Source organism: Thalassococcus sp. BH17M4-6 (genome assembly GCF_049323015.1).
Classification (GTDB): Bacteria; Pseudomonadota; Alphaproteobacteria; order Rhodobacterales; family Rhodobacteraceae; genus Puniceibacterium.
Genome location: NZ_JBMPGU010000002.1, coordinates 71267 through 95996 on the forward strand (window position 1 = coordinate 71267; position 24730 = coordinate 95996).

The 24730-nt window shown below is 65.4% G+C and carries 24 protein-coding genes; 8 read left to right on the forward strand and 16 right to left on the reverse strand.

Features of this window, described 5'->3' with window-relative positions; translation table 11 throughout:
• Positions 1-32 precede the first annotated feature (32 nt).
• Genes ACOXXX_RS02765 through ACOXXX_RS02800 form a run of 8 tightly spaced genes read right to left on the reverse strand, consistent with a single transcriptional unit; the run spans position 33 to position 7442 of the window.
• Positions 33-797: a hydroxypyruvate isomerase family protein gene (locus ACOXXX_RS02765; RefSeq protein ID WP_422825020.1), complete on the reverse strand. Its 765-nt coding sequence runs from the start codon at positions 795-797 to the stop codon at positions 33-35.
• The gene (locus ACOXXX_RS02770; protein ID WP_422825021.1) at positions 794-1441 is read right to left on the reverse strand and encodes an aldolase; all 648 of its coding nucleotides are present in this window, start codon (positions 1439-1441) and stop codon (positions 794-796) included. Before ACOXXX_RS02770 ends, ACOXXX_RS02765 begins: the two co-directional genes overlap by 4 nt.
• Positions 1438-2688 (reverse strand): 3-oxo-tetronate kinase, encoded by a 1251-nt coding sequence (gene otnK / locus ACOXXX_RS02775; protein WP_422825022.1) that lies wholly within the window; start codon positions 2686-2688, stop codon positions 1438-1440. The genes ACOXXX_RS02770 and otnK overlap by 4 nt, the downstream gene beginning before the upstream one ends.
• Complete coding sequence (gene ltnD / locus ACOXXX_RS02780; protein ID WP_422825023.1) at positions 2688-3584, reverse strand: L-threonate dehydrogenase; 897 nt, start codon at positions 3582-3584, stop codon at positions 2688-2690. The genes otnK and ltnD overlap by 1 nt, the downstream gene beginning before the upstream one ends.
• 40 nt (positions 3585-3624) lie before the next feature.
• Positions 3625-4593: a D-erythronate dehydrogenase gene (gene denD / locus ACOXXX_RS02785; RefSeq protein ID WP_422825024.1), complete on the reverse strand. Its 969-nt coding sequence runs from the start codon at positions 4591-4593 to the stop codon at positions 3625-3627.
• Between the two features lie 56 nt (positions 4594-4649).
• Complete coding sequence (locus ACOXXX_RS02790; protein ID WP_422825025.1) at positions 4650-5807, reverse strand: fumarylacetoacetate hydrolase family protein; 1158 nt, start codon at positions 5805-5807, stop codon at positions 4650-4652.
• A gap of 1 nt (position 5808) precedes the next feature.
• The gene (locus ACOXXX_RS02795; protein ID WP_422825416.1) at positions 5809-6411 is read right to left on the reverse strand and encodes a LysE family translocator; all 603 of its coding nucleotides are present in this window, start codon (positions 6409-6411) and stop codon (positions 5809-5811) included.
• On the reverse strand, positions 6405-7442 hold the full coding sequence (locus ACOXXX_RS02800; RefSeq protein ID WP_422825026.1) for an L-idonate 5-dehydrogenase: 1038 nt from the start codon (positions 7440-7442) through the stop codon (positions 6405-6407). The genes ACOXXX_RS02795 and ACOXXX_RS02800 overlap by 7 nt, the downstream gene beginning before the upstream one ends.
• A gap of 119 nt (positions 7443-7561) precedes the next feature.
• On the opposite strand from ACOXXX_RS02800, the gene ACOXXX_RS02805 reads away from it, so the two are divergent.
• The 5 genes from ACOXXX_RS02805 to ACOXXX_RS02825 all read left to right on the forward strand — a co-directional run bounded on the left by ACOXXX_RS02805 (position 7562) and on the right by ACOXXX_RS02825 (position 12876).
• The gene (locus ACOXXX_RS02805) at positions 7562-8323 is read left to right on the forward strand and encodes an SDR family oxidoreductase (RefSeq protein WP_422825027.1); all 762 of its coding nucleotides are present in this window, start codon (positions 7562-7564) and stop codon (positions 8321-8323) included.
• 13 nt (positions 8324-8336) lie between these two features.
• Positions 8337-9260: an NAD(P)-dependent oxidoreductase gene (locus tag ACOXXX_RS02810; RefSeq protein ID WP_422825028.1), complete on the forward strand. Its 924-nt coding sequence runs from the start codon at positions 8337-8339 to the stop codon at positions 9258-9260.
• A complete protein-coding gene (locus ACOXXX_RS02815; protein WP_422825029.1) occupies positions 9260-10156 on the forward strand; it encodes a phytanoyl-CoA dioxygenase family protein in 897 nt (298 codons plus the stop codon). The genes ACOXXX_RS02810 and ACOXXX_RS02815 overlap by 1 nt, the downstream gene beginning before the upstream one ends.
• Before the next feature lie 178 nt (positions 10157-10334).
• The gene (locus ACOXXX_RS02820; RefSeq protein WP_422825030.1) at positions 10335-12116 is read left to right on the forward strand and encodes an IlvD/Edd family dehydratase; all 1782 of its coding nucleotides are present in this window, start codon (positions 10335-10337) and stop codon (positions 12114-12116) included.
• 25 nt (positions 12117-12141) lie between these two features.
• The gene (locus ACOXXX_RS02825) at positions 12142-12876 is read left to right on the forward strand and encodes an SDR family oxidoreductase (RefSeq protein ID WP_422825031.1); all 735 of its coding nucleotides are present in this window, start codon (positions 12142-12144) and stop codon (positions 12874-12876) included.
• A gap of 225 nt (positions 12877-13101) precedes the next feature.
• Here ACOXXX_RS02825 and ACOXXX_RS02830 read toward each other — a convergent pair whose 3' ends face one another.
• From ACOXXX_RS02830 to ACOXXX_RS02865, 8 genes are all read right to left on the reverse strand, one after another.
• The gene (locus tag ACOXXX_RS02830; RefSeq protein WP_422825032.1) at positions 13102-14190 is read right to left on the reverse strand and encodes a mandelate racemase/muconate lactonizing enzyme family protein; all 1089 of its coding nucleotides are present in this window, start codon (positions 14188-14190) and stop codon (positions 13102-13104) included.
• 10 nt (positions 14191-14200) lie between these two features.
• Positions 14201-15109, reverse strand: coding sequence for a DMT family transporter (locus ACOXXX_RS02835; RefSeq protein WP_422825033.1), 909 nt, complete (start codon positions 15107-15109; stop codon positions 14201-14203).
• A 6-nt stretch (positions 15110-15115) separates the two neighbouring features.
• Complete coding sequence (locus tag ACOXXX_RS02840) at positions 15116-15838, reverse strand: SDR family oxidoreductase (protein ID WP_422825034.1); 723 nt, start codon at positions 15836-15838, stop codon at positions 15116-15118.
• Entirely contained in the window at positions 15835-16728 is an 894-nt protein-coding gene (locus ACOXXX_RS02845; RefSeq protein ID WP_422825035.1) for an NAD(P)-dependent oxidoreductase, read from the reverse strand. The genes ACOXXX_RS02840 and ACOXXX_RS02845 overlap by 4 nt, the downstream gene beginning before the upstream one ends.
• Before the next feature lie 40 nt (positions 16729-16768).
• Positions 16769-18259, reverse strand: a complete 1491-nt coding sequence (locus ACOXXX_RS02850) for a UxaA family hydrolase (protein WP_422825036.1) — start codon at positions 18257-18259, stop codon at positions 16769-16771.
• Positions 18260-18322: 63 nt separating this feature from the next.
• The gene (locus tag ACOXXX_RS02855; RefSeq protein WP_422825037.1) at positions 18323-19918 is read right to left on the reverse strand and encodes a TRAP transporter large permease; all 1596 of its coding nucleotides are present in this window, start codon (positions 19916-19918) and stop codon (positions 18323-18325) included.
• Positions 19919-19922: 4 nt separating this feature from the next.
• Entirely contained in the window at positions 19923-20735 is an 813-nt protein-coding gene (locus ACOXXX_RS02860; RefSeq protein WP_422825038.1) for a TRAP transporter small permease subunit, read from the reverse strand.
• 103 nt (positions 20736-20838) lie between these two features.
• The gene (locus ACOXXX_RS02865) at positions 20839-21852 is read right to left on the reverse strand and encodes a TRAP transporter substrate-binding protein (RefSeq protein WP_422825039.1); all 1014 of its coding nucleotides are present in this window, start codon (positions 21850-21852) and stop codon (positions 20839-20841) included.
• A gap of 233 nt (positions 21853-22085) precedes the next feature.
• Here ACOXXX_RS02865 and ACOXXX_RS02870 point away from each other — a divergent pair, with 233 nt between their 5' ends.
• From ACOXXX_RS02870 to ACOXXX_RS02880, 3 genes are read left to right on the forward strand one after another with little or no spacing between them, the layout of a single operon-like run.
• A complete protein-coding gene (locus tag ACOXXX_RS02870) occupies positions 22086-22772 on the forward strand; it encodes a GntR family transcriptional regulator (protein ID WP_422825040.1) in 687 nt (228 codons plus the stop codon).
• Positions 22773-22801: 29 nt separating this feature from the next.
• The gene (locus ACOXXX_RS02875; RefSeq protein WP_422825041.1) at positions 22802-23647 is read left to right on the forward strand and encodes a fumarylacetoacetate hydrolase family protein; all 846 of its coding nucleotides are present in this window, start codon (positions 22802-22804) and stop codon (positions 23645-23647) included.
• Between the two features lie 14 nt (positions 23648-23661).
• The gene (locus ACOXXX_RS02880; RefSeq protein WP_422825042.1) at positions 23662-24642 is read left to right on the forward strand and encodes a LysR substrate-binding domain-containing protein; all 981 of its coding nucleotides are present in this window, start codon (positions 23662-23664) and stop codon (positions 24640-24642) included.
• Positions 24643-24730: the final 88 nt, after the last annotated feature.

Below are 24730 nucleotides of genomic sequence, written 5' to 3' on the forward strand. Positions count from 1 at the left end.
TACAGTCTCAGCCGCCCAAGTTCAGACGCCCCCTATCGCAGGACCTCCAACCAGCCCAGCGTCGCGTCGGTGTCGCCTCCGGGTTTGTATTCCGCCCCGAGCGGCGCGGTATAACCCATGTCGGCGATGACCCCGAAGACATAAGCGTAGTTCACCTCGCCCCGGTCCGGCGCGGCGCGGTCGGGGACCGAGGCGAACTGGATATGCCCGATGAGCGGCGCCAGATCGCGCAGCCGGTGGGTCAGGTCGCCTTCGGTCAGTTGCACGTGGTAGCAGTCGAACATCAGCGCGAGCGTGTCGGAGGCAACCTCCTCGATGATGGCGCGGGCCTGTCCCGTCGTGCTCAGGAAATACCCCGGTGCGTCGTAGCGGTTGAGCGGTTCGATCAGGATGCCGATGTCATGGGGCCGGGCCGCGTCGCAGGCATAGCGCAGGTTGGCGACAAAGGTGGCATGCGCCTCTGCGCCGCTTGCAAAACCGGCCATCACATGCACCTTGCCCGCGCCCACGCCCCGCGCATAGGCCAGCGCCTCGTCAATCGCGGCGCGCGCCTCGGCCTCGCGCCCGGGCAGGGCGGACAGGCCGTTTTCGCCGACGTCAGTGTCGCCGCGCCGGGTGTTGAGGCCCAGCATCCGCAGGCCGGTGTCATCCAGCGCGGCCTTCACCTTTGCCGCGGGCACGGCGTAGGGCCAGTGGCATTCCACCGCGTCAAAGCCCGCCGCATGGGCGGCGCGGATGGCATCGGGCAGGGGGCGGTCGGCCCAGAGAAAGCCCAGGTTGGCGGAAAAGCGTGTCATGTGTCCCACTCCACATCGAAATGCGTGACGATGTCGGCCACCTCATCGTCGCTCAGCATCCGGGTGGGGACACCGCGCAGCAGCATGGCGAGGCGCGCGGTATCCTCAAGCTCTTCGATGGCGTTGCACGCGGCCTCAACATCCTTGCCCGCGACGACGGGGCCGTGGTTGGCCAGCATCACGGCACTGCGCTTGCCCGCAAGGCCGCGCACCGCGTCGCCCATGGCCGGATCGCCGGGGCGGAAGAACGGCAACAGCTTGACCCGCCCCAGTTTCATGATCGCGTAAGGGGTGAGCGGCGGCAGGAAATTGTCGGGGTCCACATCGGGCATCATCGACCAGGCGACGGAATGGCACGAATGCAGATGCACCACCGCGCCCGCCGTGCTGCGGGTGTCGTAAAAGGCCGAATGCAGCGGCATTTCCTTGGTCGGGGGATCGCCGCCGATCAGCCGCCCCGAGGCGTCGAAATGCGACAGGCGCGCGGGGTCCAGCCGGCCAAAGCTGGTGCCGGTGGGCGACACCAGCAGCCCGCCATCCACGGTCCGGGCCGAGATATTGCCGGTCGACCCACCCGTCAGCCCCCGGTCGAACATCGACTTGGCCAGCAGGCAGATCTGTTCGCGCAGCGCGGTGTCGCTCATGCGTCCCGCTCCAGCACCGCGGCCGCCTTGGCGAAGAAATCCGGCGCACCGAAGTTCCCGGATTTGAGCGCGATCACCAAATCGTCACCCGCGCGCAGGGCAGGCACGCCGGGGTCGATCTCGGGCCCGATCTCGAGCCGTTCGAGCCCCAGCCCCTCGACCACCGCGCCCGAGGTTTCGCCGCCCGCGGTGAGGATTTTCGGAACGCCCGCCGCGACCAGCTTGCGCGCGACCTCGGCGAAAAGCCCTTCCAGCGCCTCTGCCGAAGCTTCGCGCCCGAACCGCTTTTGCACCTCGGCAACGACCGCCGGATCGGCAGAGCTGTAGGCTAGCGGGATGCCGTCCGACTGCATGAGCCAGTCCGCCACGGTTTCGGCGGTCACCGCGCCCCCGATCACGGCAGCGGCGTCGATCTCGAACGCCGGGTGGGTTTCGGCGTGCCGCGCCACCTGTGCCCGCGTGGCGTTGGAGCACGAGCCAGAAAGCGCCACGCATTTGCCCTGTTGCCCGCGCCAGCCGGTGCCGGTGCCCGCGATCAGCCCCTTGGCGGCAAAGTTCGCCGGCAGCCCCAGCGCCACGCCCGACCCGCCGGTGATCAGCGGCAGGTCCGCCGCCGCCGTGCCAATCTCGCGCAGGTCGGCGTCCCGCAGGGCATCGACGACGATCAGGCGTTTGCCGCCTTCATGCTGGGCGTCCAGCGCCTTGCCGATGGCCTCGGCCCCTTGCAACACGGCGGACGCGCCGACATGGCCCACGGCCAGGGATGTTTGCGGCTCCAGCCAGCGGCGAATGTCTGCATCGGTCATCGGGGTCAGCGGATGGTTCTGCATGCCGCTTTCGTTCAGCAGCACATCGTTGACGAACAGATGCCCCTGATAGATCGACCGCCCCGTGCCCGGAAAGGCCGGGCAGACGATAATCCGGTGCGCGTCGAGTGCCTCTGCCAACGCCTCGGCCACCGGGCCGATGTTGCCGTCGGGCGTGGAATCGAAGGTCGAGCAGTATTTGAAGAAAATCTGCGTGCAGTCCTGCGCGCGCAGCCAGTCGAGCGCGGCCAGCGACTGTTTCACCGCCTTGTCCGGAGCGATCGAGCGGGATTTGAGCGCGATCACACCGGCCTCGACCTCAGCGTCGGCGGGGCGGTCGGGCACGCCAGTGTACTGCACCACGCGCATGCCTTCCTTGGCCAGCGTGTTGGCCAGGTCGGAGGATCCGGTGAAATCGTCTCCGATACAGCCCAGCAGCATCAGCCGTCCCCCGGCAGGGTCAGCCCAGCGTTGCGGGCATAGACCTTGGCCAGCGCCGCGTCATCCTCTTGCCCCAAGCCCGAGCCGGAGGCGGCCAGGAACTGTTGAAGCGCAGCGGCGGTGATCGGCGCGCTGAACTTCGCGGATTTTGCGATATCCAGCACGATGCCCAGATCCTTGAGCCAGATGTCGATCATCGAATGCGGCGTGTAATCGCCCGCCACGATATGCGGCATCCGGTTTTCCAGCATCCAAGAGGTGCCCGCGCATTTGCTGATCACCTCAAGAAACTTGTCGGGTGTCACGCCTTGCGTCATGCCAAAGGTCACCGCTTCGGCCATCGACGCGATGTGCACGCCTGCCAGAAGCTGGTTCACCGCCTTCATCGCTGATCCGGCCCCGGCGGCATCGCCCAGTTCGAACACCGTCTCTGATGTGGCGTCAAGCACCGGTTTCGCCTTGGCAAAGGCCTCTGCGGTGCCCGAGGCCATGACGCTGAGCGTACCCGCCGCTGCCTTGACCGACCCGCCCGAGATCGGCGCGTCAAGATAGTGCAGGCCTGCTTTCTCTGACCGTGCCGCCATGTCGCGCGCGGCTTCGGGCGGGACGGTGGCGCAGGCCACGACGACGGTGCCCGGCGCAAGCAGTGGCGCAACCCCGTCAGGTCCAAAGAGCACCGTTTCGGTCTGTGCCGCGTTCAGCACGACGATCACCACCGCATCCAGCGTTTCGGCGCAGTCGGCCAGCGACCCGGGCGCGCCGCCTTCAGCCTGAAACCGCGCCACGGCATCGGGGTTGATGTCAAAGCCATGCGTGACATGTCCGGCCTTGACGAGGTTGCGTGCCATGCCGAAGCCCATGGAGCCAAGGCCGAAAACTGCGATGTTGGAGGGCATTCGTGACCTGCCTTTCGGTGAAAGCCGTGGGGCGCGGCGGTCAGGCCGCGGGTTTGTCGTCCTCGAGGTAGTAGCGGATGTTGTCCTCGAAACTGTCGTCCGCCTGAAGACCCAGCTTCAGCGCCTTTTCCGGGCGCAGGTCATAGCGCCAGCCCTTGACGATGGCCTGGATGTCGGGCTGCGCCTGCCATTGGATCAGCCTGGCCGGTTCCGGCCCCGCCACTGCCGTCATCGCTTCGATCACCTGACGGATGGTCCACATCCGCCCCGGCATCATCATGCAGCGGTTCTGCCCCAGATCGGCGGCGTCGAGTTCCGCGCCCTTCACAAGGTTTTCCACGCATTTGCGCGGGCTGAGGTAGTAGTGCGGAAAATCCTCGTCCACCGGGCAGACCGCTTCCTGCCCGTTCAGCGGTTCGCGCAGGATCGAGGACATGAAGCTTGACGCCGCGCGGTTGGGCTTGCCGGGCCGGACCGAGATCGTCGGCAGCCGGAAGCCGCGCCCGTCGACATGGCCCTTGCGGCTGTAGTCGTTGAGCAGCAGCTCGCCGATGGCCTTTTGCGCGCCATAGGATGTCTGCGGGTTGAGGAAGGTGTGATCGAGGATCGGATCGGGCACCTCGCCGCCGTAGACCGCGACCGAGGAGGTGAAGACCACGACCGGTTTGGTGCCCAGGGCGCGGCACCGCTCCAGCACGTTGAGCGTGCCCATCATGTTGATCTGGTAGCCCGCCTCGAAATCCTCTTCGGCATGGGCCGACACGATCGCGGCCAGCAGATAGATCACGTCGACATCTTGCGTGACGCAGTCCGCGACCGATCCGGCGTTCGAAATGTCGCAGGTCACCGCCTGCACCGGAAATCCCGTGCCGGTGACGATCTGCGGCTCGGCGATATCCGCCAGCGTCAGGCGCGAAATCTCCTGGCCCCGCAGGCTGCCGCGCCTGGCCAGCGCACCGGCGAGTTTCTGGCCGACAACGCCGCCGCCGCCGATAATCAGGATGTGCATGTCCTCTCCCCCTTATTGTTGCCGGTGCCGTGCGGCCCGGATGTTAGTCTGTGGCGTCACAAAAGCCCGCGTGCCGCAAGGTTGCGCATCAGCGCGCCGGTGCCGAAGGTCCATTCCGGGCAATCCGTCGACAGCCGCACGGTGTTGCGCAGCGCGCCCAGCGACGGTTCGGAAATGGTGACCGTATCCTCGGCGTGGTGGGTAAATCCCTGGCCGGGTCCGTCACGGTCCTGCACCGGCGCGAACATCGTGCCCAGGAACAGAAAGACGCCGTCGGGATACTGGTGATGCGGCCCGATGGTCTGTGCCACAAGGTCGGCGGGATCGCGGCTAATCATGGTCATCGAGGACGCGCCATCCATCACAAAGCCGTCCGCACCCGCGACCTGCATCGTCAGATCGGCGCGGCGCACGTGGTCAAGCGTGTAGTCCTCATCGAAAAGCCGCAGGAACGGCCCGACGGTGCAGGAGGCGTTGTTGTCCTTGGCCTTGCCCAGCAACAGCGCGGAGCGTCCTTCGACATCGCGCAGGTTGACGTCATTGCCAAGCGTCGCGCCGACGATCCGTCCCGTGGACGACACCGCCAGCACAATCTCGGGTTCGGGGTTGTTCCATTTGGAAATCGGGTGCAGGCCCACCGCGGCACCCCAGCCCACGGCGGCCATGGGCGGACATTTTGTAAAGACCTCGGCGTCCGGGCCGATCCCGACCTCGAGGTATTGCGACCAGAGCCCTTCGGCCAGCAGCACCTCCTTGATCCGCATCGCCTCTGCCGATCCGGGGGTGATGCCCGACAGGCTGTCGCCGATCACCGCACCCACCTTGGTGCGGATCGCTTCGGCGCGGCCGGGATCGCCGGCGGCCTGTTCCTCGATCACCCGTTCGACCATGGAGGCGGCGAAGGTCACGCCGCTGGCCTTGATCGCCTGCAGGTCGGGCGGCGCCAGCAGCCGCAGATCATCGGCGCCTGCGTCGGGGTCCGATGCCGCCGCCAGCTCCTCCAGCGTCGCGATCACTGGCCCGTCGAGCGTCCGCGCGGTGGCGGCGGGATCGTCGGTTTCCAGCAGTGCCTGCATCGTCGGCACATCGCGGCAGGTGATGTCGCGCAGCGCGTCCTCGTCCAGCCGGACCAGAGCCGGACCGATGCCGGGCCGCCAGACGCGGCCCACAAGGCAGGCGCCGGGCAGGGGGGCGGGAAGGGGTGTGCGGGTCATGTCAGCGTTGCTCCTGCAGGGTTGACCAAAGCGCCAGCGCCGCGACGCCCAGCATCGACAGCGCCATCAGCACATTGATGATCCGCTGCGTGCCGGGGGCGAGGTCGAGCCGGTGCAGCGCGACCCCGGCCCAGAGCCAGCCCAGATGCAGCGGGATCCAGATCGTGTTGATGATCAGCGCCTTGGTGATCAGTTCGAACAAAAGGTTGTCGGGCGCGTAGTTGAACCCGGTGATGAGCGAGGTGTTGACCGCATAGGCCTTGGGGTTGATCGCCTGAAGCATGATCCCGCCCAGCACGCCGGGCGCGGTGGTCGCGGCGATGAACGACACTTTGGATCCGGCAAAGGCGATGCGTCCGGCGAGATAGATCAGATACCCGACCGACGCGATCATCAGCAACGTGCGCAGCCACGGCACCGACAGCAGCACCGCCGCGAGGCCAGTCATCACCGCCAGCATCACCAGGTTGGTGCCCAGAAACAGCCCCAGCACGTATTTCAGCGACGGGCGAAAGCCATAGGCCGCACCAAAGCCCGCCGTGGTCAGAACCCCAGGACCGGGCGTGATGATCAGGAACAGAACGGCCAGCGCAAAGGTCAGGATGGCGGAAACTCCAACTGTACCTTCATCGCCTGGCTGCGATCCCCGGCCATGGCAAAGGCCTGTGCGTAATCCTCCAGCGCAAAGCTGTGGGTGATGAGCGGCGTGACGTCGATCAGCCCCTGCTGCATCATGCCGACGGCGATGGCGAATTCTTCGTGAAACCGGAACGATCCGGTCAGGGTCAGTTCGCGCGCGGTCAGCATCATCATCGGCAGGCTCATGTCGCCCGACAGGCCCAGTTGCACGATCCGACCCCGGGGCCGCAGGGTGGCGATGCCCGCGACCAGCGCGGGCTGCGCACCGGAACATTCGAACAGCACGTCAAGCGTGCCCTTGCCGGCGGTGTAGGGGGCCAGCGCGTCGGGGTGCGTCGCGGTGTTGAAAACCTGATCGGCCCCCGCCGCGCGCGCAAACTCCAGCACAGTGTCGGCAATATCCGTCGCGATGATTTCCGCCGCCCCGGCACGGCGCGCGGCCAGGATCACCAGCACCCCGATCGGCCCGCAGCCGGTGACCAGCACCCGGCGGCCCAGCATCTCGCCCGCCTGTCGCACCCCGTGCAGCGCCACCGACAGCGGTTCGGCCATCGCCGCCTCTGCCGCGCTCAGCCCATCGGCGCGCACGCATTGCGCCGCCTGTGCGACAAGGCTGTCGCGGAACGCGCCTTGGATGTGCGGGAACGGCATGGCAGAGCCATAGAACCGCATGTCGAGGCATTGGTTCGGCAACCCGCGCAGGCATTCGGTGCAGGTCCCGCAGGGCCGCGAAGGGGACACCGCCACCAGATCGCCCACCGCCAGATCCTCCACCCCGTCACCCAGCGCGGTGATCCGACCTGCAACCTCGTGGCCCAGAATCATCGGCTCGCGCAGACGCACCGCGCCAAATCCGCCGTGGTTGTAGTAATGCAGGTCCGATCCGCAGATGCCGCCCCGCTCCATCCGCACCACGACCTCTCCGGGTCCCGGCGGGGCGGTCTCGCACGGGGCCAGCCGCAGGTCGTGCGCCGCATGGGCATAGAGGGCTTTCATCGGTCGAACCTCACCGGCTGGGGTTTCCCTTGCAATGACTTGCGAATGGTATACCATTTTCATCAAGGCGGCTTTGACGGCAATTGTCAACCGCCGCCAGGGGCAGCACAGGGGGAGATATGCCGGCATTCGATCTGACGGGGCGCACCGCGCTGGTGACCGGGTCCTCCAAGGGCATCGGCTTTGCACTGGCGCGCGGATTGGCCAAGGCAGGCGCGCGTCTGGTGCTGAACGCCCGCAACGGCGACGACCTCGAAGCCGCGGCAGAGCGTCTGCGCGGCGATGGGCACAGCGTCGACACGATGGTCTTCGACGTGACCGATGCGGCCGCCGTGGCCACCGCCATCGACGGATACGAGGACGCCACCGGCCCGATCCACATCCTGATCAACAACGCCGGGATGCAGCACCGCGCGCCGCTGGCCGAATTCCCCGTCGATGCCTTCGACAGGCTCATGCGGACCAATGTCAATTCCGCCTTCTACGTGGGCCAGGCCGCCGCGCGGCACATGATCGCCCGCGGGGCCGGAAAGATCGTCAACATCGCCTCGGTCCAGACCGCGCTGGCCCGACCGGGCATCGCGCCCTACACCGCCTCCAAAGGCGCCGTCGCCAACCTGACCAAGGGCATGGCTACCGACTGGGCGCGCTTCGGGCTCAATTGCAACGCCATCGCGCCGGGGTATTTCGATACGCCCCTGAACGCCGCCCTCGTCGCCGATCCGGAGTTTTCCGCCTGGCTGGAAAAGCGCACCCCCGCAGGCCGCTGGGGCCGCGTCGAAGAGTTGGTGGGCGCCTGCGTCTTCCTGTCCTCGGACGCCGCGAGCTTTGTCAACGGCCACACGCTGTTCGTCGACGGCGGCATTTCCGCAAGTCTTTGAAAGGATCCAGACCATGACCGACAAACCCACCATCGGCTTTATCGGCGTGGGCCTCATGGGCCACGGCATGGCCAGGAACATCTTGCAGGCGGGCTATCCGCTGCACATCAAGGGCAACCGTAACCGCACGCCGGTGGACGACCTGGTGGGGCAGGGCGCGGTCGAGGCGGAAAGCCCCAAGGCGATGGCCAAGGCCTGCGACATCATCCACATCTGCCTGTCGAATTCGCCCCAGGTCGAGGAGGTGATGCGTGGTCCCGACGGCATTCTTGCCGGTATGAAGGACGGGCTGATCGTCGTCGATGCCACCACCGCCGACCCGACTTCGACGCTCGCGCTGGCGGCGGAGCTGGCCGAAAAAGGTGGCCACATGGTCGACGCGCCACTGGGCCGCACCCCGAAAGAGGCCGAGGACGGCACGCTTGACGCCATGGTCGGCGCCGAAGATGCGATCTTTGAAAAGGTCAAACCGCTGCTGGACTGCTGGGCCGGCAACATCAACCACGTCGGCCCCACCGGCAACGGCCACAAGATGAAGCTGCTGATGAACTTCATCTCCATGGGCTACGCCTCGCTTTATACCGAGGCGGTGGTGCTGGGGGCCAAGGTCGGCATCACCCCGCAGCAGGTCAATCAGGTCATCGGGTCGAGCCGTTTGAGCAACGGGTTCTTCGAGACCTTCATGCGCTATGCCGTCGGGCGCGACCGCGACGCGCACAAATTCTCGATCGCCAATGCCAGCAAGGATCTGCGCTATGTCAACGCCATGGCCGCCGATGCGGGCGTGGTCAACGTCATGGCCGCCGCCGCGCGCCACTACTTTGCCCATGTCGACGCCATCGGGCAGGGCGGCGACTATGTCCCGATGCTGTCGGACCATGTGGCGCGGCTCAACGGCATCGACATGGCCGAGGAGGTCGAGAAAGGCAAAACCTGATGCTCAGCGACGCGCAAAAGGCTTTCTACGCCGAAAACGGCTACCTCATGGTCGAGGATGTGGTGACGCCCGCGCGGCTCAAGCGGCTGCAGGACATCACCTATGCGCTTATCGACGCATCGCGCGATGTCGGGCAAAGCAACGAGGTTTATGACCTGGACGTGGGCCACAGCGCCGATGCGCCGCGCCTGACCCGGATCAAGATCCCGCACAAGCGCGATCCCTATTTCTGGGAGATCCTGACAAACTCCGCCGTGACGGAGGTGCTGACCGACCTGCTGGGGCCCGACACGACGCTGCTCACCTCGAAGCTCAACACCAAGGCGCCAGGCGGCGGGGCGGCGGTCGAATGGCACCAGGACTGGGCCTTCTACCCGCATACCAACGACGACCTGCTGGCCTTTGGTCTGATGCTCGAAGATGTCGGTCTGGACAACGGCCCGCTGCTGGTGGTGCCGGGCACCCACCGCGAGCCGATGCTGAGCCACCATGTCAACGGCGTCTTCGCCGGGGCCATCAGCCCCGACGATCCGGCCTTTCACCCAGACCGGGCGGTGGCCCTCACCGGGCGCGCTGGCAGCATGACCGTGCATCACGTGCGCACGCTGCACGGCTCGGCCCCCAATGTCAGCGACCGTGCCCGGCTGATCCTGTTCTTCGAGGCGGCCCGCGCCGATGCCTGGCCGCTGCTGGGCGCCAGTTCGTACTTTCACGCGCTGGGGCAGGAACGGTTCTGGGTGGATCTGCAAGACCGCATGATCACCGGCAAACCCTGCCTGACGCCGCGCATGGCCGACGTGCCCGTGCATATGCCGCTGCCCCCCGCGCCCGACAACAGCTCCATCTTCAAGACCCAGGCCAGCGCCGGTGTGAAAAGCGCCTTCACCAAACCCTGACCCGCCCCCTTCTTCGGTTTCAAATAACCTCAGAGAGCGCGAGAGACTGGTCTCTCGCATCGCGCAGCGATCCCGGGGCGGGTTTCTTCTTGCAAATGGTATACCAAATTGAAATGGTGGTCCAAAGACCGGACGCGCATCAAGTCGCGCCGCAGATCCAACGAGGGGGAGCCGGATCATGTCAGACACCCGCGCCAACAAGCGTTTCCGCAGCCAGGAATGGTTCGACAATCCCAACAACCCGGGCATGACGGCGCTTTACCTGGAACGCTACCAGAACCAGGAATATTCGCGCGAGGAACTGCAATCCGAACGCCCCGTCATCGGCATCGCCCAGACCGGCAGCGACATCGCGCCCTGCAACAAGATCCACGTGTTCCTGATGGACCGGATCAAGGCCGGCATCCGCGAGGCGGGCGGCATCCCGATGGAATTCCCGGTGCATCCGATTCAGGAAACCGGCAAACGCCCCACCGCCGCCCTTGACCGCAACCTGGCCTACCTGAGCCTTGTCGAGGTGCTCTATGGCTATCCCATCGATGGCGTCGTGCTGACCACCGGCTGTGACAAGACCACACCCGCCATGCTGATGGGCGCGGCCACGGTCGACATCCCGGCCATCGCGCTCAACGGCGGGCCGATGCTGGACGGCTGGTGGAAGGGCAAGCGCGCCGGCTCGGGCTCCATCGTCTGGGAAAGCCGTCGGCTTCTGTCGGAAGGCAAGATCGACTACGAGGAATTCATGAGCCGGGTGTGCTCTTCGGCACCGAGCTTGGGGCATTGCAACACCATGGGCACCGCGTCCACGATGAATGCGATGGCAGAGGCGCTGGGCATGAGCCTGACCGGCAATTCCGCCATCCCGGCCCCCTTCCGCGAACGCATGACCATGGCGTTCGAGACGGGCAAGCGGATCGTGCAGATGGTCCTGGATGACCTCAAACCGTCGGACATCCTGACCCGCGAGGCGTTCGAGAATGCCATCGTCGTCAATTCCGCCATCGGCGGGTCGACCAACGCGCCGCCGCACCTGCAGGCGGTGGCCCGGCACGTCGGGGTAGAGCTTAACGTCAAGGACTGGCAGACCGTGGGCTTCGACGTGCCGCTGATGGTCAACATGCAGCCCGCGGGCGAATACCTGGGCGAAAGCTTTTTCCGTGCGGGCGGTGTGCCTGCGGTGATGGCCGAACTGCGCAAGGCGGGCCGCCTTCACGAGGGTGCGATGACCGCCACGGGCCGGACCATGGGCGAAAACCTGGACGGCAAGGAAAGCGTCGATCACGACGTGATCAAGACCTACGACGCGCCGATGCGCCAGAATGCGGGCTTCAAGGTGCTGTCGGGCAACCTGTTCGACAGCGCGCTGATGAAGACCAGCGTGATTTCCGACGATTTCCGCAAACGCTTCCTGTCCGAGCCGGGCAATGAAGGCGTCTACGAGGCGCGCGCCGTGGTCTTCGAAGGCCCCGAGGATTATCACGACCGGATCAACGATCCGGACCTTGGCATCGACGAACGCACCATTCTGTTCATTCGCGGCGTCGGCTGTGTCGGCTATCCCGGATCGGCCGAGGTGGTGAACATGCAGCCGCCAGACGCGGTGATCCGCGCAGGCGTGCGGCACCTGCCCACGGTCGGCGATGGCCGCCAGTCGGGCACCTCGGAAAGCCCCTCGATCCTCAACGCCTCGCCCGAGGCGGTGGTGGGCGGGGGTCTGGCCTATCTGCAGACCGGCGACACCGTGCGGCTGGACCTCAACGCGTCGCAGATGAACGCCCTGGTGCCCGAGGACGAATGGCAGGCCCGCAAGGAGGCCTGGACCGCGCCCGAGATCGTCAGCCACACGCCCTGGCAGGAAATCTATCGCCGCCATGTCGGGCAGTTGGCCGATGGCGGCTGTCTCGAGCTGGCCACGGCCTACCAGAAGGTCGCGCGCCATCTGCCGCGCGACAACCACTGATCCAATCGCCCCGGGGAGGGACCACATGAGCACCATCATCATCACCGGCGCCGGCAGCGGCGTGGGGCAGGCGACCGCCAGAGCCTTTCTTGAAGCCGGGTGGCAGGTCGGTCTGGTGGGCCGCCGCGAAAGCGCGCTGGAAGAGACGGCTGAGGGCAACGAGAACGCCCTGATTCTGCCCTGCGACGTCACCGACGCGGCGCAGGTCGATGCGGCCTTTGACAAGGCGGTATCGGCCTGGGGCCGGGTGGACGCGCTTTTTAACAATGCGGGCGTGTCGCTCAAGGGGGCGCCGGTTGACGAAGTCTCGGTCGAGGACTGGCGCACTCTCATCGACATCAACGTGACCGGCAGCTTCATCTGCGCGCGCGCTGCGTTCCGGGTGATGCGTCATCAGGACCCGCAGGGTGGCCGGATCATCAACAACGGATCGGTGTCGGCCTATGTGCCACGCTGGGGATCGGTGGCCTATACCGTGTCGAAACACGCGATCACCGGGCTGACGCGCAGCACGTCGCTGGACGGGCGGCCGTTCAACATCGCCTGCGGGCAGATCGACATCGGCAACGCGCTGACCGACATGGCGGCCAAGATGACCTCGGGCGTGCCGCAGGCCGACGGGTCCATCGCGGTGGAGCCGGTGATGAGCGTGGACAATGTCGCCTCATCGGTGCTGCACATGGCGTCGCTGCCGCTCGAGGCGAATGTGCAGTTCATGACGGTGATGGCCAGCCACATGCCCTATATCGGGCGGGGGTAATTTTCGAGCTTTGCCAACTTCAGATTGACGAATAATTGCCAGACCGCGGGGTGGCGATCCAAACGCTATGCGGCGCACTTTATGCCAGCCACATCCGAAAGATCGGTCCGCGGAGCGCGTTCGTCAACCAATCGCCAGCCCGGGGGGCGGTCTGGCGATCGCGCGGCGGCCTTTGGCCGCTGTTCGCGCGAGGTCGGCGCACCAACCCCGTTTCGCTGGCGCAGCTCAAAGCCGTTCCGCTTCCAACCTTTCCCAATCGAATTCCACGCCCGTCCCGGGGGTGTCGGGGGCCACGGCCAGGTGATCTTCGACCACAAGCGGGCGGGTCGTAAAGCTGTCGATGGGAAAGCTGTGCACCTCGATCAGGCCGGGGTTGGGCCGGGCCGAAACGAGGCTCACGTGCAGTTCCTGCATGCCGTGGCTGCAGACCGGCACGCCGTGCTCCTTTGCAAGCTCCGCCACCCGCAGCCAGCCGGTGATCCCGCCGCAATTCGACGCATCCGGCTGGATGAACGACAGCTCTGCATCTCGAAAGGCAAAGCCGAATTCGTGCAGGGTGTGCAGGTTTTCCCCCATCGCCAGCGGGCAGCCGGTGTCGCGGGCGATTTCGCCGTAGCCGCGGTAGTTGTCGGGTTCGATCGGCTCCTCGAACCACAGGATATCATACTCCTGAAAGGCCCGGGCGGCGATCTTGGCGCGGTCGACATCCAGCGCGTAATTGGCATCGACCATGAAAGCGACGTCCGGTCCGATCAGGTCACGCACCGCCGCAGCACGCTCCAAATCGACCGACAGATCGCCATGCCCGACCTTGATCTTCACCCCGTTGAACCCGGCTTCGAGGTAGCCTTCGACGGACCGCAGCAGCTTGGGCAGCGGGTCGTGCAGGTCGATGCCGCCGCGATAAGCGCCGCAGCGCTGCGCCGTGCCACCGGCCATACGCCACAGCGGCTGGCCACTTTCGCGCCCGCGAATGTCCCAAAGCGCGATATCGAGCGCCGAAATGGCAAAGGACGCGATGCCGCCACGTCCGACGTAATGGACGTGCCAGCCCATCGCGTCATGAAGCCCTTCCACATCGGCGGCGTCCTTGCCGGTCAGGAAAGGGACAAGATCGTGTTGAATCATCGCGCCGATCGCCTGACCGCCCTTGCCGCCGGTGTAGGTGTAGCCGGTGCCGGTGACGCCAGCCTCGGTCGTGACGCGCACGGTCACGAGTTCGAAATGGGTGTGATCGCCGTGCATCGCGTCGGTCAGCACCTCGGCGAGCGGCAGGGCGTAGCAATCGACCTCGATGGATATGATCCGTGCCATGGGGGACCTTTCAGGGGTGCGGGGGCCGGGGCACCGCCCCCTTGCCGCGTTCGCGGTGCCAGATGTAGATGCCCGACGCGATGATGATCGACCCGCCGCCCAGCGTATAGATCGTCGGATACGTGTCGAAGATCAGGATGCCGACAAAGGCCGCCATGAAAATCTGCGAATAGATCAAGGGCGCCAGGATCGACGCATCGGCCCAGCGGTGCGCGATGGTCACGCAGATATGCCCCAGCGCGCCAAAGGCCCCGATGATCAGCAGCACCGTCAGCTGGCCCGCGGTTTCCGGCCAGCTCCAGACATACCAGGCAAAGGGCGTCAGGATCGCGGTGGCAAGCGCGCTTGACCAGAGCTGTTGCGTGGCGATGCTGTCGACCCCGGCCAGCATCCGCGTCATCACGAAATACATCGACGCAAAGAAGAGCGCGGCAAGGCTGAACAGCATTGCGGGGTGAAATTCGGCGCCCCAGGGCTGAACCACCACCAGAACGCCCAGAAAGCCGGTGCAGACCGCCAAAAGGCGGCGGATGCCGACCTTTTCCCCCAGGATCGGGATCGCCAGAAGCGTCACGACGATGGGACCGGCAAAGGCGATGGTCGTGGTCACGGTGATGGGCAGATACTTGAGCGCCTGAAAGTTCAGCACCGTGCTGGCCAGCAGGAAGAGCGAGCGCAGGAACTGCTTTGGCGCGTGGTTCGAGCGGAAGGCGTTCAGCCCCTCCTGCGGCAGGTAAAGCGCGCTGGCATAGACCAGATGCCCGGCATAGCGGGCAAAGACGATCTGCATCACCGGAAAACCGGCGAGGTTCAGCCACTTGGCCGAGGTGTCGATGCAGGTAAAGAAGACCACCGCCAGCGCCATCATCGCGACGCCCGCGGCGGTGCGTTCCTCGCGCGGGGGGACGGGGCCCGACATGGCGCGCTAAAGCGACATGCCGCCGTCGATGGTCAGGCACTGGCCGCTCATGTAGCGGCTTTCGTCGCTGGCCAGGTACACCACCAGATCGGCGATTTCGGGGCTGCTGCCGATGCGGCCCATGGGCTGACGCGCGACGAAATCGGCCATCGCCTGGTCATAGTCCCCGGTGGCGCGCAGACGGTCGTGCAGCGACGGGCTGTCCACCGTGCCGGGGGCGATGCAGTTGCAGCGGATGCCGGTGGCGATGAAATCCATCGCGACCGATTTGGTGAGCCCGATCACCGCCGCCTTGGACGTGGAATAGGCAAAGCGGTTCCTGACCCCCATCAGGGTCGACGCGACCGATGCGATGTTCACGATGCTGCCCGCGCCGCGCGCCAGCATGGCAGGCAGCGCCGCCTGGATCGCCACGAATTGCGAGCGGACATTGAGGTTCATCGCCAGCGCAAAGTCATCATCCGTCGCCTGCTGGATCGTGCCCGCGTGCACGATGCCCGCACAGTTGACGAGGATCTCGGGATCGGCCTCGCGTATCGCGGCCTCAAGCGCGGCGCGGTCCAGCACGTCGACCCGGCCGGTCGTCGCCCCCTCCAGATCGGCCAGCAGGTCGGCGTTGATGTCCGTCGCCGTCACGATGGCCCCTTCGCGGATCATCGCTTCGGCCGTGGCGCGCCCGATGCCCTGTGCCGCGGCGGTGATGAAGGCCCGCTTGCCCTGCAGCCTCATGACTTGGGCTTGCCCAGGTTGGCGACCATCCAGTCGGTGATCTGTGGCACCATGAGGTCGCCCGACCCGCCGTCGCGCACTTCGGTCAGGGTGCCAAGGGCGGCGACGGACATGCGGCTTTGCTTGCCCAGATCCTCGGCCATCGCGGCGTAATATCCCACGTCCTTGCAGCCGTTGGCGGCGGAAAACGCGAGATCAATCTGACCGCCGATGGCGTAGTTCTTGATGAAATCCATCATGCCGGAATGGTTGGGACCGGCCGCGATCACGTCGTAGAGCGCCTGTCGCTCGATATCGGCGGCATCGGCCATGGCAAACGCCTCGGCCATGGCGCAGGCGGTGGTCATGGCATAGAAATTGTTGATCAGCTTGATCGTGTGGCCGTTGCCCAGCTTGCCCAGGTGAAAGACGTTTTCGCCCAGTACATCCAGCACCGGCTTGACACTGTCAAAGGCCGCCCGGTCGCCCGCGCACATGATGTTGAGCAGTCCGTCCTTGGCATGGGCCGGTGTGCGGCCCAGCGGCGCGTCCAGATAGGCCGCGCCCTTTTCCGCCAGATCCGCCCCGATCTGCAGCGTGGACGAGGGCAGGGAGGTGCCGAAGTCGATCACCACCAAACCGTCGCGCGCGCCCGCCAGCACGCCATCGTCGCCATAGATGCGGCTTTCGACCTGATCGGAGGTGCCGACGCAGAGCATCACGATATCGCTGCCCTCGGCCAAGGCGCGGCCATTCTCGGCCTCAGCCCCGCCACGCTCCAACACCTTGTCGATGCCGGTACGGTCGCGGTTGGCAAGGCCGGTCACGGCATAGCCCGCGCCCTGCAGGCAACCCGCCATCGCCTCGCCCATCAGGCCCAAGCCGATAAATCCGATCTTCGCTGTGCTCATGTTACGTTCCCTTTCTGGTCCTTGATGTCACGCGGCGGCGCTACATCACCGCCCCGATCTGCCAGGGCACGAATTCATAATCGCCAAGGCCCTGCACCTCGGATTTGGTCTGCTCCCCCGAGGCGATGCGCAGCCAGGCGTCGTAGATTTCGCGGCCGACCTCTTCGACCGGGACGCCGTCCGACAGGATGCGCCCGGCGTTGATGTCCATGTCATCGCTCAGCCGGCGATACATCTCTGTATTGGTGGCGATCTTCATCGAGGGGCTGGGTTTCGCGCCAAAGGCGGATCCGCGCCCGGTGGTAAAGGCCACCAGGTTGCAGCCTGACGCGATCTGCCCGGTCACGCTGGCCGGATCGTAGCCGGGGCTGTCCATGAAGACAAAGCCGCGCGCGGTCACCGGTTCGGCGTAGTTGTAGACCCCCATCAGCGGCGTGGTGCCGCCCTTGGCCGCTGCGCCCAGAGATTTTTCGAGGATCGTGGTCAGACCGCCCTTTTTGTTCCCGGGGGAGGGGTTGTTGTCCATGCTGCCACGGTTGCGGGCGGTGTAATCCTCCCACCAGCGGATCAGGCCGATCAGCTTTTCACCGATCTCGGGCGCGGCGGCCCGGGCGGTGAGCAGGTGTTCGGCGCCGTAGATTTCCGGCGTCTCGGCCAGCACCCCGGTGCCGCCCTGGGCCACCAGCAGGTCGCAGGCGTGCCCCAGCGCCGGGTTCGCGGTGATGCCCGACCAGGCGTCAGACCCGCCGCATTGCAGCGCGACCATCAGCTCGGATGCGGGGCAGGGTTCGCGGCTGACATCGTTGACCAGCGGCAGCATCGCCTCGATCTTGGCGATCCCCATCTCGACCGTCTTGCGCAGCCCGCCCACGTCCTGAATGTTCATCGTCTGAAAAAGCGGCCCCGGCGTCAGCCCGTAGGCCTCGATCAGCCAGTCGATCTGCATCATCTCGCAGCCCAGCCCGGCCATCAGCACGCCGCCGACGTTGGGGTTGCGGGCATAGCCCCAAAGCGTGCGTTGCAGCGCCTCGAACCCGGTGCCATCGCCGCCCATGGCGCAGCCGGTGCCGTGCACAAAGGCCACGACGCCGTCGACGTTGGTATAAGGGGCCAGGCGTTCGGGCGTGAAATTCTGTGCGATCAGCCGCGCGGCGGTGGCTGAACAGTTCACGGATGTCAGCACCGCCAGATAGTTGCGCGTGCCGACCCGACCGCCGGCACGGCGGTAGCCCATGAAGGTATCGGCGCTGGCGGCGGGGGCGACGGGGCGCAGGTTGGTGCCGAATTCATAGGCCGTATCGACGGCGCGGAAGTCGAGGTTGTGCGTATGCACATGCGCGCCAGTGGCGATATCCTCGGCCGCATAGCCGATGACTTGCGCGTATTTGCGCACCGCTGCCCCCTTGGCGATGTTCTGCGTGGCCATCTTGTGGCCGCGCGGGATCAGTTGGGTCGCTCCCTCTTGCCCGACCTCAAGGGCGGTGACGGCGGTGACCACGTTGTCATCATCGGACAGTCTGACGGTTGTCATGGGCGACCTTCGGTTTGCCGCGCGGCGTCACGCCGGGGAGTCCCCCGGCCCGCGGCGACGCGATCAGAGAAACAGGGTGACGATGGGCGGCCAGATCAGCAGCACCGACAGCGCCAGAAGCTGCAGGGCGATGAACGGCAGGAAGCCCCGGAAGATGTCGGTGAGCGAGATATGCGGCGGCGCCACGGATTTGAGGTAGAAGGCCGCAGGCCCGAAGGGCGGCGACAGAAAGCTCACCTGCATGTTCATGCAGAAGACCACGCCGAACCAGATCGGGACATAGCGCGGATCGACCTGGCCCAGCCATCCGATCTCTTCCGCGGGCAGCCGCACGACGATGGGCAGGAACACCGGCATGATCAGCAGCACGATGCCGATCCAGTCCATGAACATGCCCATGATCAGGAAAATGACCATCATCGCCAGGATCACACCCATCGTCGGCAGATCCGCCCCGACGATCATGTTGGCCACATAGGTCGGGCCGCCGGCCAGCGTGTAGGCGGCGGCCAGTGCCGCGGCGCCGATGGTCACCCAGATGATCGTCCCGGTCGAGCGCAGCGTGCGCATCAGGCTGTCCCAGACAATGTCGAAGGTCATTTCGCGCCGCAAAAGCCCGATCACAAAGACCGCCACCACGCCCATGCCCGCCGCTTCGGTGATGCCGGTGATGCCGCCGTAGATCGACCCCAGCACCACGCCGATGACGACGGTGGGCGCAACAAGCCCCTTGCCCATTTCCCAGCCCGTCGCCGTGCGCTCGCGTCCGACGACGACAAAGACAATCAACGCGAAGATCACGAAGGCACCGATCAGCCAGGGAATGTCCGACACCATGCCCAGCGGGATCGGATCGACCCCTTCGGTCACGACGTTCTGGCCCAGCACCGTGAAGAACAGCGCCCGCAGCAGCAGCACGCCGGTGACCCACATACCCAGGCGGCTCAGGAAGCCCAGGAACATCAGCCCCTTTTCGCGGCCCGCCGGATCGTTCGGGTCGGGCTCGGGCAGGGGCGCGAGGCTCGGGTTCATCCGTGTGCGGATGACGATGTAGAGGATGAAGAACGTGGCCAGCATGAACCCCGGCAGGAACGACGCGGTGAACAGCGCCTTGATCGAGGTTTCGGTCACCAGCCCGTAGAAGATCAGCACGATCGACGGCGGGATCATCGTGCCGAGCGAGCCAGAGGCGCAGATCGTCCCGATGGCAAGGTTCTGGTCATAGCCCAGCCGCAGCATCTGCGGCAGCGCGATCAGGCCCAGAAGCACAACCTCGCCGCCGATGATGCCCGACATCGCGGCCATGATGACCGCCATGATCGAGGTGACGATGGCGATGCCGCCGCGGGTGCGCGACAGCCAGACATTGAGCGACGAATACATGTCGCGCGCGATGCCGCATCGTTCCAGCAACGCGGCCATGAAGATGAACAGCGGCACCGAGATCAGCACATAGTTGGTCATCTGGCGATAGACCGCCTGGCCCAGCACCGACATCGGTCCCTGGCCGAAGGTGCGGAACAGGATGTCCACGTCGAACTTCAGCACCAGCGTGACGAAGGCCAGAAAGGCCGAGGCAAAGCCCAGCGGCATACCGATCGCCAGAAGCGCGAACATCGCCAGCAGCACGATCAGGCTGAGGGTGCCGATATCGACCATCGTGTTAGTCCTTCTTTTCCAGCGTGGCGCGGATCTTTTCGATCTCGTCCTCGTCGATCTCGTCGGCGGGGCTGTGGTGTTCGGGGGCCTTGTTCCAGTCGGCGATTAGGTTCGAAATCGCCTGGATCGTCACCAGCAGGATGATGAACAGGATGGCGGGTTTCACGGTACCCGGAATGGGCGGATCCCAGGCGGTGCCAAAGGTCTCCATCCGCAGCATCCGGCGCAGGGCGTCGTTGTAGCCACCATAGACCAGCGCAAAGAAAAAGGTGCAGATCAGCCCGACCGAGATCACGTCGGCGGTTTTCTGCATCCAGCGTGGCATGATGTCGTAGATGACGTAGATGCGGATATGGCTGCGCTGCTGCATGGCGTATTGCCCGGCGAAGAGGAACACGAAGGCCGCGATCCAGAGCGACAGTTCATTTGCCCAGAGGGTTGGCGCCGAAAAGACGTAGCGCGAGACCACCTCGTAGAACATCACCAGCACGATCATGCCCGTGGCGATCATCGCCAGCCGCGAACAGACCAGCGACACCACGTCGAAAAAGCCGTCCGCCGCAGGTTCGATGGCGCCCTTGAAATCCGAAAGGTAGATCGACGTGAAAAGCAGCAGGCCGCAGATCGCGACCAGCATCACCTGCACCAGCGGCTTGCCCGCCGGGCGGATCATGTCGAACATGGTGTAGGGGTCGGCAGAGAAAACGTTGCTCAGCACCATCCAGGCAAAGATCACTCCCACCAGGGCGGCAAAGCCCAATGCGGCCATCTTCACCGGTCCGCGCATCCGTCCCAACCAAAGGCTGTCGTCAGTCATGCCTGCTCCCCTCCCCAAAGGCGCCGCGGTCAAAAAAGGCAGGCCCCCGGTCAAAGGGGCCCGCCCAAAGCAAGGTCAGAGCCTCGGCATCAGGCGCAGCGGCCTAGTTCACCAGGCCAAGCTGCTTGAGATAGGCCTTGTGGCTTTCGACCAGAGCACGGGTTTCCTCGTTCTTGTCGGCCCAGACTTCCCACGCTTCCTGCGCGGTCTTGCGGAAGGTGGCGCGATCCTCGGGCGACCAGTCGTAAAGCGTCACACCCTGTTCCTGAAGGGCGGCGGCCGCTTCGGTGTTGGCCTTTTCGTTGTAAAGCGCGATCTGGAAGGACAGCTTTTGCCAGGCGGTGTCGATGATCCGGCGGTGCTTTTCGCTCAGCCCGTTCCAGATATCGAGGTTGCAGGCCAGATGGTCCGACGGCATCGAGTGGAAGCCGGGATAGGTGGCGTGCTTGACGATGTCGTAGATGCCCAGGCCCACGTTGTTGGCCAGACCCGACGCGTCGGCGCCGTCGATGATGCCGGTTTCCAGCGCGGTGAAGATCTCGGTGAAGTCCATCACGATCGGCGAGGCGCCCATGCCTTCGAAGATTTCGGTCTCAAGACCCGGGGGCGAGCGGAATTTCCAGCCCTTAAGGTCTTCGAAACCGGCGATGGGCTTGGACGAGGACAGCGATTCCTGGCCGTAGATCGACCAGCCGATCAGCTGCATGTTCTGCGCGTTGTAAAGGTTCTGCGCCGCTTCGTAACCGCCACCGTGATAGAGCCAGCTGTACTGCTGCCATGCGGTGTCATAGCCGCCCATGATGTCGCCGACGAACTGAAACGCCGGGTTCTTGCCGGTCTGGTAGGCACCGCCGGTCGCATCGCAGTCCAGAATGCCGTTGATGGCGGCGTCAAAGGTTTCGGTCGTGGCCACGACCGACGAGCTGTAGAACATTTCGATGGCGATTTCGCCGCCCGACATGACCTGCACGTCGTCGATGAACTCGGCCAGACGCTGCCCGGTGGGATGCTCGGTCGCATAGTGGGTCTGGATCCGCAGCGTCACTTCCTGCGCCATCGCGGTACCCGACACCAGCGCCGCCACGACGGCGGTGGTGAACATTGATTTCATCTTCATTTCGTCCTCCCTAGTCGGCTTTGTGCCGGCTTTTGTCTCGCGCGCCATGCCGCGCCGATGGTATACCATCTGCCCGGACGCTAACAAACGCTGGCTCGACAATCAATCCACTTTGGTATACCAAATCATTGAATTTTTGACGCCACGCCGGGCGGTGCTAGTCTTACACGGTTTGTCGCGGTCAGGTCGCCGGGGCGGCCAAGACAGCGCAGCACGGCGTGAAAAGGCAGGCGATGGCGGAACAGAACCTACCCGAACAGGTCGCACAGCAGCTTCGGCGCGATATCCTGCGCGGCGTGCTGAAACCCGGCGCATCGATCAAGGAACGCGACAGCGCCGCCGAATTGGGTGTCAGCCGCACCCCCATGCGCGAGGCGATTCGTATCCTCGCCAAAGAGGGGCTGGTGCAGCTGCGCCCGGCCCGAAGCCCCATCGTCGTGCAGATGAGCCTGTCGGAGGTCGCCGATTCCATCGAGGTGCTGAGCGCGCTGGAACTGCTCTCGGGCAAGCTTGCCTGCCTCAATGCAAGCGACGAGGATATCGCCGCCGTGCGTCAGGCCGAACGCTACGTGGCCGAGAACTTCGACCGGCTGGACGATATCGACCGGTTCGAGGCGGATATGGAATTTCACCTTTCCATCGCGCGCGCCTCGCGCAATGCCGCGCTGATCGGCACGCACAGTTCCTACCTCGCGCGGCTCTGGCGGGCGCGCTTTCTGTCCGCCGCGCGCAAGCGGTCGCGCGACCGGGTGCTGTCCCAGCACGAGGCCATCGTGCGCAGCATCGAGGCGCGTGATATCGAGGGCACGCAAAAGGCGCTGGGGGAACACCTCGAACATCTGCTGATCAACGTCGAGGAATTCTACGAATCCGAGGACAAGACCCGCGATCAGGGCAGGGGCGACGCCGCAAGCGCCTGAAGACACGACAGAAACAAAGGAATACCCAGATGAAGCTACTACGGTTCGGACCCGCAGGACAGGAAAAGCCCGGCCTTTTGGATACCGATGGCCAGGTGCGCGACCTGTCGGGCAAGGTTGCGGATTTCGCGGGCGCGGGCGTGTCGCTCGAGTCGCTCGACAAGATCCGCGCGCTGGACGTGGACAGCCTGCCGGTGGTGTCCGATCCGGGCCGCATCGGCGCGTGCCTTGCCTGGGTGCCGAACTTTTTCTGCATCGGCCTCAACTACGCCAAGCACGCCGCCGAAACCGGTGCAGAGCCGCCGAAAGAGCCGATCCTGTTTTCCAAGGCGACCTCGGCCCTGTCCGGCCCCTTCGATCCGGTGATGATCCCGCGCGGATCGGAAAAGACCGATTGGGAGGTCGAACTGGGCGTGATCATCGGGCGCGAAGCCTCCTACGTCTCCGAAGACGATGCGCTGGACTACGTCGCGGGCTATTGCGTCATCAACGACGTGTCGGAACGCGCCTTTCAGGCCGAACGCGGCGGCCAGTGGATCAAGGGCAAATCCGCCCCCACCTTCGGCCCGTGCGGGCCCTGGCTGGTGACGGCGGACGAGGTTGGCGATCCACAGACCCTGGCGGTGTCGCTCGACCTCAATGGCGAGACGGTGCAGGACAGCTCGACCGATGACATGATCTTTACGGTGCGCGAAATCGTCAGCTACATGAGCCAGTTCATGAAGCTGGTGCCCGGCGACATCATCGCCACCGGCACCCCGTCGGGCGTCGGTCTGGGAATGAAGCCGCAGCGCTTTCTGAAACCCGGTGAGGTGATGACCGTGCGGGTCGAAAAGCTGGGCGAGCAGCGGCAAGAGGCTGTCAGCGCAGATTGATCCGGGGCGGGGCCGTGTCCCAGCCGCTCAACCTCAACGCGCTGGCGTATTTCGAAGCGGTGGCGCGGCGCGGGTCCCTGACCCGCGCGGCAGAGGAACTGTCGGTTTCGGCCTCGGCTGTCAGCCAGCAGATCAAGTTGCTGGAACAGCAGATGGGCGTGCGGCTTTTCCGCAGGCAGGGCAGGCAGATCAGTCTGACGCTTGAAGGCGAGCAACTCTTTCAGGCCAGCGCCACGGCGATCCGCATGCTGCGCGACGCCCGGCGCAACCTGGGCAAAACGCACGAGACGCGCCGCCTAAACCTGCGGGTGACGCCCAGCTTTGGCGTGCGCTGGCTTGGTCCCCGGCTGGGCGATTTCATCGCCCGCCATCCCGATTGGGATCTGCGCGTCGATGCCGCCCCCGATCCGACCGATTTCGACCGAGAGATCATGGATCTGGATATCCGCTATGGCACGGGCCACTGGACCGGGCTGCATGCGCAACCGGTCGTGTCGGACGATGTGCTGCCGCTGTGCAGCCCCGCCTATCTGGCGGGCCTGTCTGCCGACCCCGATCCTGCGGCGCGGCTGGCGGCGGCGCGGCTGATCGACAGCGCCCGGGCGCTGTGTCAGTGGGATGTCTGGCTTTACCGCAACGGGATCGAGACCCCCGCCAACCGCAAGAGCATCCTGATGGACCGGTCGAGCATGGCGCTGCAACTGGCGCTGGACGGGGCCGGCGTGGTGCTCGAATCGCTGGCCGTGGCGGCGACCGAGGTTGCGGCGGGGCGGCTGGTTCCGGTGACGCCGACGCTGCCGATCCTGTCGTTTCCGGCCTATTGGGCGATCTGCCCGCACCGGTTCCTGCACCGCCGCGCCGTACGGCTGTTTCTGACCTGGCTCGACGGGCAGGTGCAAGAGCATGAGGCGGCGGTCAGGGACATCGCGGCGCAGCATGGCATGACGATCGAAGCGGACGATCCGTCGACGGATGGGCTTCGCGACGGGGCGTAGGTGTGATTTTGAAGTCTCTTTCAGCGACTGCTGTCAGACCCGCCAAGCCAGAGCGGCGGACCCGCCGTCCGCGCGCCAGTTTGCTGAT

Excerpts from the sequence above, each read along its gene's own strand:
- ACOXXX_RS02765 (WP_422825020.1), bottom strand. The coding sequence starts at position 797 with ATGACACGCTTTTCCGCCAACCTGGGCTTTCTCTGGGCCGACCGCCCC.
- ACOXXX_RS02770 (WP_422825021.1), bottom strand. The coding sequence starts at position 1,441 with ATGAGCGACACCGCGCTGCGCGAACAGATCTGCCTGCTGGCCAAGTCG.
- otnK (WP_422825022.1), bottom strand. The coding sequence starts at position 2,688 with ATGCTGCTGGGCTGTATCGGAGACGATTTCACCGGATCCTCCGACCTG.
- ltnD (WP_422825023.1), bottom strand. The coding sequence starts at position 3,584 with ATGCCCTCCAACATCGCAGTTTTCGGCCTTGGCTCCATGGGCTTCGGC.
- denD (WP_422825024.1), bottom strand. The coding sequence starts at position 4,593 with ATGCACATCCTGATTATCGGCGGCGGCGGCGTTGTCGGCCAGAAACTC.
- ACOXXX_RS02790 (WP_422825025.1), bottom strand. The coding sequence starts at position 5,807 with ATGACCCGCACACCCCTTCCCGCCCCCCTGCCCGGCGCCTGCCTTGTG.
- ACOXXX_RS02800 (WP_422825026.1), bottom strand. The coding sequence starts at position 7,442 with ATGAAAGCCCTCTATGCCCATGCGGCGCACGACCTGCGGCTGGCCCCG.
- ACOXXX_RS02805 (WP_422825027.1), top strand. The coding sequence starts at position 7,562 with ATGCCGGCATTCGATCTGACGGGGCGCACCGCGCTGGTGACCGGGTCC.
- ACOXXX_RS02810 (WP_422825028.1), top strand. The coding sequence starts at position 8,337 with ATGACCGACAAACCCACCATCGGCTTTATCGGCGTGGGCCTCATGGGC.
- ACOXXX_RS02815 (WP_422825029.1), top strand. The coding sequence starts at position 9,260 with ATGCTCAGCGACGCGCAAAAGGCTTTCTACGCCGAAAACGGCTACCTC.
- ACOXXX_RS02820 (WP_422825030.1), top strand. The coding sequence starts at position 10,335 with ATGTCAGACACCCGCGCCAACAAGCGTTTCCGCAGCCAGGAATGGTTC.
- ACOXXX_RS02825 (WP_422825031.1), top strand. The coding sequence starts at position 12,142 with ATGAGCACCATCATCATCACCGGCGCCGGCAGCGGCGTGGGGCAGGCG.
- ACOXXX_RS02830 (WP_422825032.1), bottom strand. The coding sequence starts at position 14,190 with ATGGCACGGATCATATCCATCGAGGTCGATTGCTACGCCCTGCCGCTC.
- ACOXXX_RS02835 (WP_422825033.1), bottom strand. The coding sequence starts at position 15,109 with ATGTCGGGCCCCGTCCCCCCGCGCGAGGAACGCACCGCCGCGGGCGTC.
- ACOXXX_RS02840 (WP_422825034.1), bottom strand. The coding sequence starts at position 15,838 with ATGAGGCTGCAGGGCAAGCGGGCCTTCATCACCGCCGCGGCACAGGGC.
- ACOXXX_RS02845 (WP_422825035.1), bottom strand. The coding sequence starts at position 16,728 with ATGAGCACAGCGAAGATCGGATTTATCGGCTTGGGCCTGATGGGCGAG.
- ACOXXX_RS02850 (WP_422825036.1), bottom strand. The coding sequence starts at position 18,259 with ATGACAACCGTCAGACTGTCCGATGATGACAACGTGGTCACCGCCGTC.
- ACOXXX_RS02855 (WP_422825037.1), bottom strand. The coding sequence starts at position 19,918 with ATGGTCGATATCGGCACCCTCAGCCTGATCGTGCTGCTGGCGATGTTC.
- ACOXXX_RS02860 (WP_422825038.1), bottom strand. The coding sequence starts at position 20,735 with ATGACTGACGACAGCCTTTGGTTGGGACGGATGCGCGGACCGGTGAAG.
- ACOXXX_RS02865 (WP_422825039.1), bottom strand. The coding sequence starts at position 21,852 with ATGAAGATGAAATCAATGTTCACCACCGCCGTCGTGGCGGCGCTGGTG.
- ACOXXX_RS02870 (WP_422825040.1), top strand. The coding sequence starts at position 22,086 with ATGGCGGAACAGAACCTACCCGAACAGGTCGCACAGCAGCTTCGGCGC.
- ACOXXX_RS02875 (WP_422825041.1), top strand. The coding sequence starts at position 22,802 with ATGAAGCTACTACGGTTCGGACCCGCAGGACAGGAAAAGCCCGGCCTT.